The organism is Streptomyces sp. GbtcB6, from assembly GCF_019091475.1.
Lineage (GTDB): Bacteria > Actinomycetota > Actinomycetes > Streptomycetales > Streptomycetaceae > Streptomyces > Streptomyces hyaluromycini.
On sequence record NZ_JAGXJL010000036.1, the window covers coordinates 1 to 17,341 of the forward strand.

General features: G+C 73.5%; 4 protein-coding genes. All 4 read left to right on the forward strand.

All coding sequences use genetic code 11. From position 1 onward, the window contains the following. On the forward strand, positions 1-5,202 hold a 5,202-nt coding region (locus tag KVT45_RS40075; RefSeq protein ID WP_217554290.1), incomplete at its 5' end, for a type I polyketide synthase. 21 nt (positions 5,203-5,223) lie between these two features. Then, on the forward strand, positions 5,224-10,191 hold the full coding sequence (locus tag KVT45_RS57850; RefSeq protein ID WP_217554292.1) for a type I polyketide synthase: 4,968 nt from the start codon (positions 5,224-5,226) through the stop codon (positions 10,189-10,191). 45 nt (positions 10,192-10,236) lie between these two features. Continuing rightward, complete coding sequence (locus KVT45_RS40085) at positions 10,237-15,819, forward strand: type I polyketide synthase (RefSeq protein ID WP_217554293.1); 5,583 nt, start codon at positions 10,237-10,239, stop codon at positions 15,817-15,819. After that, on the forward strand, positions 15,816-17,339 hold the full coding sequence (locus tag KVT45_RS40090; RefSeq protein ID WP_217554294.1) for an FAD-dependent monooxygenase: 1,524 nt from the start codon (positions 15,816-15,818) through the stop codon (positions 17,337-17,339). The genes KVT45_RS40085 and KVT45_RS40090 overlap by 4 nt, the downstream gene beginning before the upstream one ends. Positions 17,340-17,341: the final 2 nt, after the last annotated feature.

The window sequence follows — 17,341 nt, forward strand, 5'->3', positions numbered from 1 at the left end:
CCGCGTGAGGCGTTGGCGATGGATCCGCAGCAGCGGTTGCTGCTGGAGGTGGCCTGGGAGGCGCTGGAGCGTGCGGGCCTGGATCCGGTCTCGCTGCGCGGCAGCCACACCGGCGTCTACGCCGGAACGTTCATGTTCCGTGACGACACCGCGGAACAAGGGGGCGCCGAGGGCCAGCGGATGACCGGCAGCGCGGCCAGCGTGTTGTCGGGCCGCGTGTCCTACACCCTGGGCCTGGAGGGCCCCGCGCTGACGGTGGACACGGCGTGCTCCTCCTCGTTGGTGGCGTTGGACATGGCGGTGCAGGCGTTGCGGCGGGGTGAGTGCACGCTGGCGTTGGCGGGTGGGGTGACGGTGATGTCGACGCCGGGCACGTTCGTGGAGTTCAGTCGGCAGAAGGGGCTTTCCGCGGACGGTCGGTGCAGGGCGTTTGCGGCGTCGGCTGGTGGTACGGGCTGGGCCGAGGGTGTGGGTGTGCTGGTGGTGGAGCGGTTGTCGGATGCGCGGCGGTTGGGTCATCGGGTGCTGGCGGTGGTGCGGGGCAGTGCGGTGAACCAGGACGGTGCGTCCAATGGTCTGACGGCGCCGAACGGTCCGTCGCAGCAGCGGGTGATCCAGCGGGCTCTGGCGGGTGCGGGGTTGGCCGTGCAGGAGGTGGACGCGGTCGAGGCGCACGGTACGGGTACGCGGTTGGGTGATCCGATCGAGGCGCAGGCGCTGCTGGCCACCTATGGCCAGGGCCGTGAGGGCGAGCCGCTGTATCTGGGGTCGGTCAAGTCGAACATGGGGCACACGCAGGCTGCGGCCGGTGTCGGTGGTGTCATCAAGATGGTGATGGCGATGCGGCACGGTGTGCTGCCGCGGACGCTGCACGTGGACGAGCCGTCTCCGTTCGTGGACTGGGAGTCGGGGGCGGTGGAACTGCTCACCGAGCAGCGGCGGTGGCCCGACACCGGCCGCCCCCGCCGCTCCGCCGTGTCCTCGTTCGGTATCAGCGGGACCAACGCGCACGTCATCCTCGAACAGGCCCCCGCCGAAGACCCCACCGACACCGACGACGGACGCACGCCCGTCACGGCGCCGCTGCTGCTGTCGGCCAAGTCGCCCCAGGCACTGGCAGAGCAGGCCCGCCGGCTCCGCGCACACCTGGAGACGGCCGGCGAGGTGGACCTGCAGGACCTCGCCTACTCGCTGGCCACCACCCGGACGGCATTCGACCACCGCGCGGCGCTCTTCGCCGACAACCGCCAGGAACTGCTGGAGGCCCTGGACGCGCTGACCGCGGGCAGCCCGTCCGCCCGGCTCGTCACCGGCGCGCCGGCGAGCGGCAGGACCGCCTTCCTGTTCACCGGACAGGGCAGCCAGCGGGCCGGAATGGGACGCGAACTGTACGACGCCTTCCCGGTGTTCGCCGAGACCCTCGACGCCGTGTGCGCCGAACTCGACCGGCACGTGGGGCGCTCGGTACGGGACGTGATCTTCGCGGACTCCGAGGAGTGGGAGGGGCCGCTGCTGCACCAGACGGTGTTCACGCAGACCGGCCTGTTCGCCCTCGAAGTGGCCCTGTTCCGGCTGGCCGAGAGCCTCGGACTGCACGCCGACTACGTAGCCGGTCACTCGATCGGTGAACTCGTGGCCGCCCACGTGTCGGGCGTGCTGTCCCTCGGCGACGCGGCGGCGCTGGTCGCGGCCCGCGGCAAGCTGATGCAGGCCCTGCCGCAGGACGGCGCCATGGTCTCCGTCCTCGCACCCGAGGACGAGGTCGCGGCGCTGCTGGCGGGGCGCGAGCACGAGGTGTCCGTCGCCGCCGTCAACGGGCCCGCCTCCGTGGTGATCTCCGGCAACACGGCGGCCGCGCTCGTCGTCGCCAAGGAACTGGAGAGCCGGGGCCGCAAGACCCGGCGGCTCAACGTCAGCCACGCCTTCCACTCGCCCCGCATGGACCCCATGCTGGACGAGTTCCGTGCCGTGGCCGACCGGCTCGCCTTCGCGCCGCCGGTCATCCCGATCGTGTCCAACGTGACCGGCGGGCTCCTGACGGCCGAGGAGGTCTGCTCACCGGAGTACTGGGTCCGGCACGTGCGCCAGGCCGTTCGGTTCAACGACGGAATACGTACGCTCCAGAGCGCCGGCGTCACGACGTTCGTGGAACTCGGCCCGGACGGCGTGCTGTCGGCCATGGGCCGGGACTGCGTCGAGGACGCGGAGGGCACGGAACCGGAATTCGTCCCCCTGCTGCGCAAGGACCGCACGGACACCCTGGCGGTCACCCACGGGCTGGCACGACTGCACGTCAGGCACCTGAGCCCGTCCTGGGACGCGCTGTTCGACGGCTCCGGCGCCCACCGGGTCGAGCTGCCCACCTACGCCTTCCAGCGCAAGCACTACTGGGCCAGGCCCACGGCCCGTACCGCCGACGTCGGCGACGCGGGGCTGTCCCCGGCCGACCACCCGCTGCTCGGCGCGATCCTGACCCGGGCCGACACCGACGAGACCGTCCTCACCGGCCGGCTCTCCCTGCGGACCCACCCCTGGCTGGCCGATCACGCCGTACTGGGCCGGGTACTGCTGCCGGGCACCGCCTTCGTGGACATGGCGCTGCGCGCCGGCGCCGAGGGCGGTGCCGGGGAACTGGAGGAACTCACCCTCGAAGCGCCCCTGGTCCTGCCCGAGACCGGCTCTGTGCGGCTGCAGGTTGCGGTCGGAGCACCGGACGAGTCGGGACGCCGTTCCGTCACCGTTCACTCCCGCCCCGAGGGCGGAACCTTCGAGGAACCGTGGACCCGGCACGCCGGCGGCACGCTGGCACCCGAGCAGCCGCCCGCCGGCTTCGACCTGGTGGTGTGGCCGCCGCGCGACGCGCAGCCGGTGGACCTGACCGGCCGCTACGACGACCTCGCCCGTCAGGGCTTCGACTACGGGCCGGCGTTCCAGGGACTGCGGGCCGTCTGGCGCCGGGGCGACGAGGTCTTCGCCGAACTCGCCCTGCCCGACGACCAGAAGGAACAGGCGTCCGCCTTCGGGCTGCACCCGGCCCTGCTGGACTCGGCCCTGCACGCCATCGAGCTGGGGGTGCTGCCGGGCACCGGCGAACCACGACTGCCGTTCGTGTGGAGCGGGGTGCGCCACCACGCCCTGGGCGCGGCGGCGGCACGGGCACGGCTGGCCCCCGCCGGTTCCGGGGCGGTGACCATCGAGGTCACCGACGCGGCGGGCATGCCGGTTGCCACGGTCGAGTCGCTCGCGGTGCGGGCCGTGTCCGCCGAGCAGCTGGGCGCGGCCGGCGGGCGCAGCCATGAGGCGCTGTTCCGGCCTTCCTGGGTGGCGGTGAACGCCGGCACCGAGACGCCGGCCCGGCCCTGGACCGTCCTGGGCGACGACCCGCTGGAGCTGCCCGGCGCCGAACGGTTCACCGATCCGGCGGCACTGAGCGCCGCCGTCGCCGCCGGAGCCCCGGTTCCCGGCCTGGTGGTGGCGCCGCTGACGACACGGGCCCCCTCCGTACGCGACGCCGTGCACCGCGCCCTGACACTGGCGCGGGACTGGCTCACCGATGAGCGGCTCGCCGCGTCCCGGCTGGCCGTCGTGACCCGGCGGGCGGTCGCCGCCGCCCCGGACGAGGACGTGCTCGACCTTCCGCACGCCGCCGTATGGGGTCTGCTGCGCACGGCGCAGACCGAGAACCCGGACCGGATCGTGCTGGTGGACCTGGACACCGCCGACGCCGGCACCGACGCCGAGCAGGCGATCGGCGAGGCGCTGGCCGCGCACGAGCAGCAGGTCGCGGTCCGGGCCGGAACCCCGCGCACCCTCCGGCTGGAGCGGGCCGTGGTCCCGGCCGACGCCTCGGCACCCTGGGACCCGGACGGAACGGTGCTGATCACCGGTGCCACCGGAGCGCTGGGCGGCATGCTGGCCCGCCATCTCGTCACCGACCACGGTGTACGGCACCTGCTGCTGACGAGCCGCCGGGGCCCGGCGGCCGGCGGCGCGGCCGAACTCCAGGCCGACCTCACGGCCCTGGGCGCCGAGGTGACCGTCGCGGCCTGTGACGTCGCCGACCGGGACGCCCTGGCCGCACTGCTCGCCGGCATCCCCGACGAGCATCCGCTGACCGGTGTGGTGCACGCGGCCGGCGTGCTCGACGACGGCGTCCTGGAGTCGCTGACCCCCGAGCGGATCGACCGGGTCCTGCGGCCCAAGGCCGACGCCGCCTGGAACCTGCACGAGGCAACCCGCGACCTGCGGCTGTCCGTGTTCGTCCTCTACTCCTCCATCCAGGGACTCGCCGGCGGCGCGGGCCAGGCCAACTACGCGGCGGCCAACACCTTCCTCGACGCCCTGGCGCAGCACCGCAGGGCCCTGGGACTGCCGGCCACCTCGCTCGCCTGGGGACCCTGGGCGGAAGGCGGCATGGCGGCCGAACTCACGGAGGCCGACCGCAACCGGTTCGCGAAGACCGGCATGGTCGCGATCACCTCGGCTCAGGGCATGGAACTGTTCGACGCCGCACTCGGGACGGACGCGGCCGCCCTGGTGCCGCTGCCGCTCGACACGACGGCGCTCAGGGCGCTCGGCGCCGACGCGCCGCCCCTGCTGCGCGGCCTGGTCCGGGCGCCGGCCCGCCGCGCCGCGTCCGCCGGCCCGGCCACCGGGCAGGCCCCCTCCGGGCCGACCCTCGCCGAGCGGCTGACGGCGCTCACGGCGGACGAGCAGCAGCAGGTCCTGCTGGACCTCGTGTGCGCCGAGATCGCGGCGACGCTGGACTACGGCGCATCGGACACGGTCGACGCCACGCGCGGATTCAAGGAACTGGGTCTGGACTCGCTGACCGCCGTGGAACTGCGCAACCGACTCGGCAAGGCGACCGGGCTGCGGCTGTCCGCGACCCTCGTCTTCGACTACCCGACCCCCGGGGCCGTCGCCGGACACCTGCTGACGGTGCTCGCCCCCGAGCCGTCGACGGCGGTCGCCGACACACCCGACGAGACAGAGATCCGCCGCGTGCTCGCATCCGTCCCGGTGGACAGCCTCCGGCAGGCGGGCCTGCTCGACGGACTGCTCCGGCTCGCCCACGACGTCGACGCCCCGGCCGGCGAGCGGAGCGGTGGCTCCGACGAGCCGGAGGACGGTGCCGACCTCATCGACGACATGGATGTCGACGCCCTCATTCGCATGGTCCGTGCCAGTTCCGAGACCTGATAGTGCTGAACGGGAGAAATGATGACGAACACGGCATCCGACGCTGTGGTCGAAGCGCTGCGAGACTCGCTCAAGGAGAACGCCAGACTGCGTCGCAAGAACCAGGAACTGGCCGCCGCCGGCCAGGAACCCATAGCCATTGTGGGGATGGGGTGCCGGTATCCGGGTGGTGTGGGGTCGCCGGAGGATCTGTGGCGGTTGGTGGTGTCGGGTGGGGATGCGATTTCGGGGTTCCCGGTGGATCGTGGTTGGGATCTGGAGGGGTTGTACGACCCGGAGGGGGAGCGTGCGGGGACGTCGTACACGCGTGAGGGTGGGTTCCTTCATGAGGCGGCGGAGTTCGATGCGGAGTTCTTCGGTATCTCCCCGCGTGAGGCGTTGGCGATGGATCCGCAGCAGCGGTTGCTGCTGGAGGTGGCCTGGGAGGCGCTGGAGCGTGCGGGTCTGGACCCGGTCTCGCTGCGCGGCAGCCGCACCGGCGTCTACGCCGGGCAGATGTACCACGACTACGGCCCCCAGCTGCACCACCCGGTGGAAGGCGTCGAGGGCTACCGGCTGACCGGCGGGCTGGGCAGCGTGCTGTCGGGCCGGGTCTCCTACGCCTTCGGTTTCGAGGGTCCGGCGGTCACGGTGGATACGGCGTGCTCGTCGTCGTTGGTGGCGTTGGACATGGCGGTGCAGGCGTTGCGGCGGGGTGAGTGCACGCTGGCGTTGGCGGGTGGGGTGACGGTGATGTCGACGCCGGGCACGTTCGTGGAGTTCAGTCGGCAGAAGGGGCTTTCCGCGGACGGTCGGTGCAGGGCGTTTGCGGCGTCGGCTGGTGGTACGGGCTGGGCCGAGGGTGTGGGTGTGCTGGTGGTGGAGCGGTTGTCGGATGCGCGGCGGTTGGGTCATCGGGTGTTGGCGGTGGTGCGGGGCAGTGCGGTGAATCAGGACGGTGCGTCCAATGGTCTGACGGCGCCGAATGGTCCGTCGCAGCAGCGGGTGATCCAGCGGGCTCTGGCGGGTGCGGGGTTGGGTGTGCAGGAGGTGGATGCGGTCGAGGCGCACGGTACGGGTACGCGGTTGGGTGATCCGATCGAGGCGCAGGCGCTGCTGGCCACTTATGGGCAGGGTCGTGAGGGCGAGCCGCTGTATCTGGGGTCGGTCAAGTCGAACATGGGGCACACGCAGGCTGCGGCGGGTGTCGGTGGTGTCATCAAGATGGTGATGGCGATGCGGCACGGTGTGCTGCCGCGGACGCTGCACGTGGACGAGCCGTCTCCGTTCGTGGACTGGGAGTCGGGGGCGGTGGAACTGCTCACCGAGCAGCGGCGGTGGCCCGACACCGGCCGCCCCCGCCGCTCCGCGGTGTCCTCGTTCGGTATCAGCGGGACCAACGCGCACGTCATCCTCGAACAGGCCCCCGCCGAAGACCCCGCCGACGCCGACACCGGCACCGGCACCGACACCGGCACCGACACCGACACCGGCCCGGCGGTGCTGCCTCTGGTGCTGTCCGCCAGGAACACCGAGGCGCTCACCGCCCAGGCCGGGCGGCTGCGCGAACACGTCACCACGCCCGCCGCCGGCGCCCTGACGCTGGACGTCGCGTTCAGCCTCGCCGCGCGCTCGGTGTTCGACCACCGCGCCGTGGTGCTCGGTTCCGACGAGGCGGAACTACGGGACGGCCTCGCCGCACTGGCCGAAGGACGACCCGCTCCCGGAGTCGTCACGGGCGTCGCCGACCGAAGCGGCAAGGTGGCCTTCCTGTTCACCGGACAGGGCAGCCAGCGACCGGGAATGGGACGCGAACTGTACGCCGCGTACCCGGCGTTCGCCCAAGCCCTGGACGCCGTCTGCGACGCCTTGGACAGCCACCTCGCCCGCCCACTGCGCGAGATCATGTTCGCCGAGGACGGCACGGAGAACGCCGGACTGCTGAACCGGACCGTCCACACCCAGGCGGCGCTGTTCGCCCTCGAGGTGGCACTGTTCCGCCTCCTGGAGTCCTGGGGGCTGCGCCCGGACTTCCTGATGGGCCACTCGGTCGGCGAACTCGCCGCCGCGCACGTCGCCGGGGTGCTCTCCCTGGACGACGCCGCCGCCCTGGTGGCCGCCCGCGGCAGCCTGATGCAGGCCCTGCCCGCGGGAGGTGCCATGGTGTCGGTGCTGGCCACCGAGGACGAGGTGACCGGCCTGCTGAAGGGCCACGAGGCCGAGGTGTCCGTCGCCGCCGTCAACGGCCCCGCGTCCGTGGTGATCTCCGGCGACGAGGACACGGTGCTGCGGATCACCGCCGAACTCGACGCCGCCGGCGTCAAGACGCGCCGGCTCAACGTCAGCCACGCCTTCCACTCGCCCCGCATGGACCCCATGCTGGACGAGTTCCGCGCGACCGCCGGAAAGCTGGAGTTCTCCCGGCCGGTCACACCGATCGTCTCCAACGTGACCGGCCGCGTCCTCACCGCCGACGAGGCCTGCTCCGCGGCCTACTGGGCCGACCACATCCGCCGGGCGGTGCGCTTCCACGACGGCATACGGACCCTGCACGCCGAAGGGGTGGAGACCTACGTCGAGCTGGGACCGGACGCCGTACTCACCGCCATGGCGCAGGACTGCCTGAGCGGGACCGGAGACACCGAGCCGCTGCTGCTCGCCACCCAGCGACGCGGCAGGCCGCAGGCCCGCACGCTCACCACCGCGGTGGCCGAGGCCCACGCGAACGGAGCCGTCCGGGCGAACTGGCCGGCGCTGTTCGCCGGTTCCGGCGCCCGGCGGGTGGAACTGCCCACCTACCCCTTCCAACGGCATCGGTACTGGCTGGAGACGCCCGCCCCGCAGGCCGACGGCGACGGCGGCCAGGACGAGCAGTTCTGGAGCGCGGTCCGGGAGCGCGACCTTGCGGCGCTGGAGGACCTGCTCGGCACCGGCAGCTCCGGCGCACTCGCGGAGCTGCTGCCGGTGCTCGCCTCATGGCGTGAGGACAGCGCCCGGCGCTCCGTCACCGGATCCTGGCGGTACCGGGCCGCCTGGTGGCCCGCTGCCGTGCCCGCCGAGGGAACGCTCACCGGCACCTGGCTGCTCGTCGTACCCGCGGCACTCTCCGAGCCCGACCTGACCGCCTCGGCCGAGGCGACACTCGCCGGACGGGGCGCCCGGGTCCTCCGGGTGACCGTCGACCCGGAGCGAACCGACCGGGACACGCTCGCGCGGCAGCTCGCCGAGGCCGCCGGCGACACACCCGCTGAAGGCGTTCTGTCGCTGCTCGCGCTGGACACCGCCCCACACGGCGACCACCCCACGGTGACCCGGGGCATCCTCGCGAGCCTGCTGCTGATCCAGGCGGTCACCGAGACGGCCGAGCCGCCCCGGCTCTGGCTCCTCACCCAGGGCGCGGTATCGACGGGAGGATCGGACACGCTCGACGACCCCGCCCAGGCGGCGGTGTGGGCCCTGCACCGGACCGCGGCCCTCGAACACCCGCAGCTCCAGGGCGGCGTGGTCGACCTGCCGGCCGTCGCGGACGACAGCGCGCTGCGACGCCTGACGGCCGTGCTCGCCGAGCCCGCCGGAGAGGACCAGCTGGCCATCCGGCCCGCCGGTACGCTCGTGCGCCGACTGGTACGCGCCGCGACGGGAAGGCCGGGCGGCGACACGTACCAGCCACGCGGCACCGTGCTGGTCACCGAGGGCACCTGGGGGATGGGCGCGCGGGTCGCGCGCCGGCTCGCCGCCCTCGGCGCCCGGCATCTGCTGCTCACCCACTCCCCGGGCGCCGAGGGCCCGGGTCTGCCGGAAACCCTGGAAGAACTCTCCGCGGCGGGCGCGCAGACGACCGTGGTCCCCTGCGACCTCGCCGACCGGGCCGCCGTGGCCGCACTGCTGGACGGCATCCCGGCGGAGCAGCCGCTGACCGCCGTGTTCCACACCGCCGGCGACCCGCGCACCGCCGCGCTGGCCGACACGGACCCGGCGGAGTTCGCCGCCACGGTGAGCGCCGTCGCCGCGGGCGCGGCCCATCTGCACCACCTCGTGGATGCCGAGACCCTGGACGCCTTCGTCCTGTTCTCGTCGATCGCCGGCGTGTGGGGGAGCGGCGGCCAGGGCGCGTACGGCGCGGCCAACGCCTACCTCGACGCGCTCGCCGAGCACCGCCGGGACAGCGGCCGGACCGCGACCGCGCTCGCCTGGGGCCTGTGGGCGGACACCCCGTCCACCGCGGTAGAGGCGCCGGACCCGGCCACCGAGCAGCTCCGCCGGGAACAGCTCCGCCGCCGCGGACTCGCCGGCATGGCACCCGACCTCGCTCTCGACGCCATGGCCGAGAGCATCGGACAGGCCGAAGCGGCCTACGTCATCGCCGACGTGGACTGGGAGCTGTTCGCCCCGGCCTTCACCGCCGTCCGGCCCAGCCCGCTGATCAGCGGACTGCCCGAGGCCGACCAGGCGCTGAGCCAGGCGGAGGGCGAGAGCGGGGCCCGCACCTCCGAGGCCGCGGACACACTGCTGCAGTCCCTGGCCGGGCTGCCCGAGCCGGAACAGGAACGTCTGCTGACCGACCTGGTCCGCACGGAGATCGCGGCCGTCCTGGGGCACTCCGGTCCTGAGGCGGTCCCCGCCACCCGAGCCCTGAAGGACCTGGGAATCGATTCCCTGGCCGCGGTGTCGCTGCGCAACAGGCTGGGCGTGGTGACCGGGCTGCGGCTCCCCGCCACGCTCGTCTTCGACCATCCCAACCCGGCCGCGGTGGCCGCCTTCCTGCGCGCCGAGATCGCGCCGGCGGAGGCGGGCACCCCTGTCGACGAGGAGCTGGACAAGCTGCAGTCCCTGATCGCCACGCACTCCGGCGACCAGACCGTGCGGGAGCGGATCGGCGCCCGCCTCCAGTCCCTCCTGGCGGAGCTGACCGGCCAGGACACGGAGGTCGCCGCCGTCGCGGCGCAGCTGGAGGAGGCCTCCGACGAGGACATCTTCGCCTTCATCGACAGCGAGCTCGGCACCCCCTGACCCGGCGGCACGGCAGGACACCTGCCAGACATCAGCGAGGAACGAATGAACGCCACACCTGACGAGAAAAAGCTCCGGGAATACCTCAAGCGCGTGACCGTCGAGCTGACGGAGTCGCGCCGCCGCCTGAAGGACTCCGAGGACAAGCGCCGCGAACCCCTCGCGATCGTGGGGATGGGCTGCCGCTACCCGGGCGGTGTGCGGTCCCCCGAGGACCTGTGGAACGTGGTCGAGTCCGGGGCCGACGTGATCGCGGGCTTCCCCACCGACCGGGGATGGGACGAGAACCTCTACGACCCCGATCCGGACCGGACCGGCCGGACCGTCACCAGGCAGGGCGGATTCCTGTACGAGGCGGCGGAGTTCGACGCCGAGTTCTTCGGTATCTCGCCGCGTGAGGCACTGGCGATGGACCCGCAGCAGCGGCTTCTCCTGGAAGTCGCCTGGGAGGCGCTGGAACGGGCGGGCATCGACCCCCTCACCCTGCGCGGCAGCCGCACCGGCGTCTACGCCGGCTGCGTCACCGACGACTACCAGCTCACGCTCCAGCAGGCCCCCGGCGAGATCGAGGGCTACAAGATGACGGGCGCCGCACGCAGCGTGCTGTCGGGCCGGGTCTCCTACACCCTGGGCCTGGAGGGCCCGGCCGTGACGGTGGACACGGCCTGCTCCTCCTCGCTGGTGGCGCTCGACCTGGCGGCGCAGGCCCTGCGCCGGGACGACTGCTCCATGGCGCTGGTGGGCGGTGTGACGATTCTCGCCACACCGACCGAGTTCGTGAACTTCAGCCGCCAGCGGGGCTTCTCCCCGGACGGTCGGTGCAGGGCGTTTGCGGCGTCGGCTGATGGTACGGGCTGGGCCGAGGGTGTGGGTGTGCTGGTGGTGGAGCGGTTGTCGGATGCGCGGCGGTTGGGTCATCGGGTGCTGGCGGTGGTGCGGGGCAGTGCGGTGAACCAGGACGGTGCGTCCAATGGTCTGACGGCGCCGAATGGTCCGTCGCAGCAGCGGGTGATCCAGCGGGCTCTGGCGGGTGCGGGGTTGGGTGTGCAGGAGGTGGATGCGGTCGAGGCGCACGGTACGGGTACGCGGTTGGGTGATCCGATCGAGGCGCAGGCGCTGCTGGCCACCTATGGGCAGGGTCGTGAGGGCGAGCCGCTGTATCTGGGGTCGGTCAAGTCGAACATCGGCCACACCCTGGGCGCCGCCGGCACGGCCGGCATCATCAAGATGGTGATGGCGATGCGGCACGGTGTGCTGCCGCGGACGCTGCATGTGGATGAGCCGTCTCCGTTCGTGGACTGGGAGTCGGGGGCGGTGGAACTGCTCACCGAGCAGCGGCGGTGGCCCGACACCGGCCGCCCCCGCCGCTCCGCCGTGTCCGCGTTCGGAATGAGCGGGACCAACGCGCACGTCATCCTCGAACAGGCCCCCGCCGAAGACCCCGCCGCGGCACAGGAGCAGCGGACCGGGGGAAGCCCACCGGCCGAGCTGCCGATCCTGGTCTCGGCGCGCAGCCGGGACGCCCTGAAGGCCCAGGCCGCCCGGCTCGCCGCCCACCTGTCCACGCACCCCGGGGACGACCTCGCCGACATCGGTCATTCCCTCGTCACGACCCGCGCCGTGCTCGACCACCGGGCCGTCGTCATCGGCGGCGACCGCGACTCCGTGACGGCCGGTCTGACGGCTCTCGCGACCGGCGAGACCCGCGCCCAGGTGGTCAGCGGAACCGCGCAGGACCACGGCCGGACGGTCTTCGTCTTCCCGGGCCAGGGCTCCCAGTGGGCCGGCATGGCCGTCGCACTCCTCGACAGTGCACCCGTCTTCGCGGACCGTCTGCGCGAGTGCGCGAGGGCCGTAGGCGCCCACGTCGACTGGGACGTGGAGGACGTCCTGCGCGAGCGGGAGGACGCCCCCTCACTGGACCGCATCGAGGTGGTCCAGCCGGTGCTGTTCTCGGTGATGGTGTCCTTGGCCGAACTGTGGCGCTCCCACGGTGTGGAGCCGGACGCGGTCGTCGGCCACTCCCAGGGAGAGATAGCGGCGGCCGTCGTCTCCGGGGCCCTGACCCTCGAGGACGCGGCCCGGCTCATCGTCCTGCGCTCGCAGCTCTTCGCCGACGAACTCGTCGGCCGGGGCGCGGTCGCCTCGGTCGGAGCCTCGCGGGCCGAAGTGGAGCCGAGGCTCCAGCCCTACGGCGACGCACTGTCGATCGCCGGCATCAACAGTCCGAGCCTGGTCACCGTGGCGGGCGAACCCGAGGCCCTGGAGGAGCTGGTCGCCACCCTCACCGCGGAGGGCGTACGGGCCCGGGTCATCCCCGCCACGGTCGCCTCGCACTGCTCCCAGGTCGACCGCCTCCGGGACCGTATCGCCGAACTGCTGGAATTCGTACGCCCCCGGGCCGGTCGCGTCCCGCTGTACTCCACGGTCACCGGGGAGGTGCTGGACGGCTCCGAACTGACCGCCGACTACTGGTTCGAGAACTGCCGGCGCCCCGTCAGCTTCGAACCGGTGGTCCGCAAGCTCCTCTCCGACGGGTTCGACGTCTTCGTCGAGTCGAGCGCCCACCCGGTGCTCGCACTCGGTGTGGAGGAGACCGCCGAGGGCACCGAGGCCGAGGCCACCGTCATCGGGACACTGCGCCGGGACCACGGCGGCCTGGAGCGCTTCCACGCCTCGCTCGCCGAACTGCACGTACGCGGCGTCCCCGTCGACTGGACCGGCGCCTTCGCCGGCAGCACGGCCCGCCGGGTGGAGCTGCCGACGTACGCGTTCCAGCGCCGCCGGTACTGGGTGGAGGCCACCGCGGAACAGCACCCCGCCTCCGCCGACGCCATGGAGGCCGCGTTCTGGGAGACCGTGCAACGGGAGGACCTGGAGTCCCTCGCCGTCACGCTCGGCGTGGACACGGGACCGCTCGGCGCGGTGCTGCCCGCCCTCGCGTCCTGGTGGCGGGACAACCGCCAGCACGCGGAGCTGGACTCCCTGCGCTACAAGGCCGTCTGGCAGCCCGTCGGCGACCCCCTGCCGACGGCGCTCGCCGGCACCTGGCTGGTCGCGGTACCCGCCGGCGCCGCGGACAGGCCGCTCGTCCGGGCCGTCGTCCGGGCACTGGAGGACGGCGGGGCCCGCCCCCGCACCGTCGTCGTCGAACCCGGCACCGACCGCGCGGACCTCGCCACCCGGCTGCGCGAGGAGACCGGCGACGAGCCGCCCGCCGGCGTGCTGTCCCTGCTGCCGCTGGACGGCACGGCCGACGAGTCGCACCCCGCGCTGCCGCACGGCCTGGCCGGCACCCTGCTGCTCCTGCAGGCCGTGCCCGACGCGGGCTTCGACCGCCGCGTGTGGTCGGTGACCCGCGGGGCCGTCGCCACCGGCACCGCCGCCCGCGTTGAGGACCCCGTGCAGGCCCAGGTATGGGGGCTGGGCGAGGTCGCGCTGCTGGAGGTGCCCCACCTGTGGGCCGGTGTCGTCGACCTGCCGGAGGCACCCGCGGAGCGGGACCTGGGCCGACTGACCGCGGTCCTCGCCGGAGCGGGGGAGGAGAGCCGGCTGGCGCTGCGGCCCTACGGGCTCTTCGCCCGCAGGCTGGTGCGTGCCCCGCGGGGCGGTGACGGCACCGCCTCCGCCGGCCTGCCGACACGGGGCACCGTCCTGATCACCGCGGGCACCCACGGACCTGGCGCGCACCTGGCCCGCCGGCTCGCCGGGGCCGGGGCCGAACACCTGCTGCTGACCGTCGCGCCGGAGGCCCCCTCCGACACCACGGAGCACCTCGTCGCCGAACTCCACGCCTCGGGCACCCGGGTGACCGTGTCGACCGCCGACCCGGCCGACCGCGACGCCCTGGCCGGCCTGCTGGCGCACCTGGCGGACGAGGCGCCGCTCACCGCCGTCTTCCACACCGCGGGCCTGCTGGAGGAAGAGGCGCTCGGCACGCTCACCCCCGCCCGGCTGGAGGCCGTACTGCGCACCAAGGCGCTCGGCGCGCGTCATCTCCACGAGCTGACACGCACCCTGGACCTGTCGGCGTTCGTCCTGTTCTCCTCGGTCACCACCGCCCTCGGCGGCGGTCTCGGACTCGCCGGCTACGCGGCGGCCAACGCCTACCTGGACGCGCTGGCCGAGCACCGCAGGGCGCACGGCCTGCCCGCGACCTCGCTGGCCTGGGGCGTTTGGGACGAGGAACCCGCCGAGTCCGAGGCGGCGGCCGCCGCACAGACCCGGCGCGAACGGCTGACCCGGCGCGGACTGCCGCCGATCGACCCGCAGCGGGCCCTCACCGCGCTGCGCCAGGCACTCGACGAGGACGCCTCGGTCCTGGTCCTCGCCGACGTCGACTGGAACACCTATCTGCGGGTGCTGGCCGCGGGAGGCCCCGGGCCGCTGCTCGGCGGCATCCCCGAGGTCAGGCGGGCGCTGCAGGGCGCGGGTTCCGCGGACGCGGACCGCGCCACGGCGACGGTCCTGGTGAAACTGCGGGAGGCGAGCCCGGCCGAGCGTCTCACGCTGCTGCACGACCTGGTGCGGACCGAGATCGCCGACCTCCTCGGACACGACGACCCGCAGGCCGTCGACGCCCACAGGGACTTCCTCGAACTCGGCATGGACTCCGTGGGCGCCGTCGCCCTGCGCAACCGCCTGGACGCCGTACTGCAGCTCAAGCTGCCCGCCCGGGTCATCCTGGACCGGCGCACCCCGGACGCTCTGGCCCGCTTCCTGCGCGACGAACTCGACCGAAACGGCGCCCCGACGGATACGGTGGACGACCTGGCGGCGCAGTACGTGCGCGCCGCCGCCGAGGGCCGGGCCGACACGCTGCACGACCGGATCGCCGAGGCAGCGAGCGGCCGTCCGTCCTTCGAGGTCCCCGAGTCCGCCGACGTCCCCCACCCGGTGGCCGTCGCCACCGGTGGCCGGCAGCCCTCGTTGATCTGCTTCCCCACCGTCCTCGCCACCTCCGGCCCGCACCAGCTCGCCCGGTTCGCCGCCCCCTTCGGCGGTGACCGGGATGTCTCGGCGCTCTCGCTGCCCGGCTTCGTGGAGGGCACACGCCTGCCGGCGACCCTCGACGCGATCACCGGCGCGGCGGCCGAAGCGGTGATCCGCCGCGCGGACGGCGCCCCGTTCGCCCTCGTCGGCTACTCGTCCGGCGGTCTCCTCGCTCATGCGGTCGCCGCGCGGCTGGAGGCCGGGGGCGTCTTCCCCGAGGCGCTGATCCTCCTCGATACCTTCCTGCCCGACAGCGAAGCGCTCACGGAGATCGGCCCCGCGCTGTTGGCGGGCATGGCGGAGCGACTTGGGGAGTTCGCGCCCCTCAGCACCGACCGCATCACCGCCATGGGCCGCTACCTGGATCTCCTCTCCGGCTGGCAGCCGGCCGACGTCAAGGCGTCCGTCCTGCTCGTGCGGCCCGCCGAGCCCGTGCCCGGTGCCCCCCCGCCGCGCGACGGCGGCGGGCAGTCCACCTGGCAGTGGCGCCACGACGCCGTCGAGGTGCCGGGCGACCACTTCTCGATGATCGAGGAGCACGCCACGACCACCGCACGGACCGTCCGCACATGGCTCGACAGCACGTCCCCCGCAGTGTCCGCGCCCACCACCTCGGCAAAGGAGAAGTCGGCATGAAACGGAGCCCCGTCCTGATCGTGGGCGCGGGACCGGTCGGGCTGGCCGTCGCGAGCGCGCTGTGGCAGCGCGGCATCGAGGCGCGCATCGTGGAGGCCCAGACCGAGCCGCACACCGGCTCCCGGGCCGTCCAGCTCCACCCGCCCACCCTGCGTGTCTTCCGGGAGGTCGGCATCCTCGACGAGGCCGAGCGGGAGGGACTGCGGATCCGCTCCACCAGCTACCACCTGGCCGGCGGCCGCACCCTGCGCGTGGCGCTCGGCACGGAGAACGAGCCCCTGATGCTCCCCCAGGAGAACACCAGCCGGCTGCTGGAGGCCGCTCTGGAACGGGCCGGTGGCCGGGTGGAGCGATCCGTCCGCGTGACCGACGTGGCCACCACCGCGGGTGTCGTCACCGTGAAGGCCGAGACACCGCACGGCCCGGAGGCGATCGAGGCCGACTGGCTCGTCGCCGCCGACGGAGTGCGGAGCATCGTCCGGGAGAAGCTGGGCATCGACTTCGTCGGCTCCCCGGTGTCCACGGGTTTCCTGCTCGCCGAGGGCAGGATCGACGGCGCGCTCGAACGGGACGCGGTGCACTACTTCCTGGGCCGTACCGGCTCGGTCGTCTTCGCCGCCATGCCCGGTGACCGCATCCGGGTCTCCGGCGCGGTCCCGGACAGCCATCCGGTCACGGCCGAGGGCGTGCAGCAACTCCTCGACGAACGCGGCCCCGGCGGCATCACGATCGAGGACCTCGACATGGTCAACCGGTTCACCAGCCAGGAGCGGATCGCCTCGGTCCTGCACACCGAGCGCTGCTTCCTGGTGGGAGATGCGGCCCACACACACTCACCCCTCGGCGGACAGGGCCTCAACCTCGGGCTCCAGGACGCCCACAACCTGGCGTGGAAGCTGGCCGGTGTCATCAACGGGGAGCTGCATCCGCGGATTCTCGACACCTACGAGCCCGAGCGGCGCCAGGCCGCCGAGCAGATCGTCCGTGCCACCCACCGGTTCCTGAAGGTCTTCACACTCGGCCCCGCGGCGGCCCGGGTACGCAACACGGCGTGGCGCGCCCTCGAGGCAACGGGCCTGCTCCGCCGCTGGTTCGTGCCGCTGCTGGCCGGGTGGCGGGTCCACTACCCGGACACGCTGTCCGAGCGGCCGCCGCACGGAGAACGGCAGGCGGACCGGCTCGCGGCCGCCCGGCCGGGCCGACTGCCCGAGCCCGGTCTGCGGGCTCCGCACTGGGTGCCGCCCGCCGTGGTGGACGGTCCTCCTGGATTCCGGCTGCTGACGCTGGGGCCGGCCGACGGCGGAGCGGACCGGCGCGGCCGGGCGTTCGCCGGAGCGTCACCCGTGCTGCTCCGCCACGACCACATGGTTCGGCGATCCTCGGGCTTCCTGCTTCTGCGGCCCGACGGCTATGTCGCCGCCTCGGGCACCAGCCCCGCCGAACTCGCCGATGCCGGGCGCCTGCTGGCCCGTATCGCGCTGTCAGACCCGTCCACGACCTCAGGCCGCGAAGGAGCGTAGCG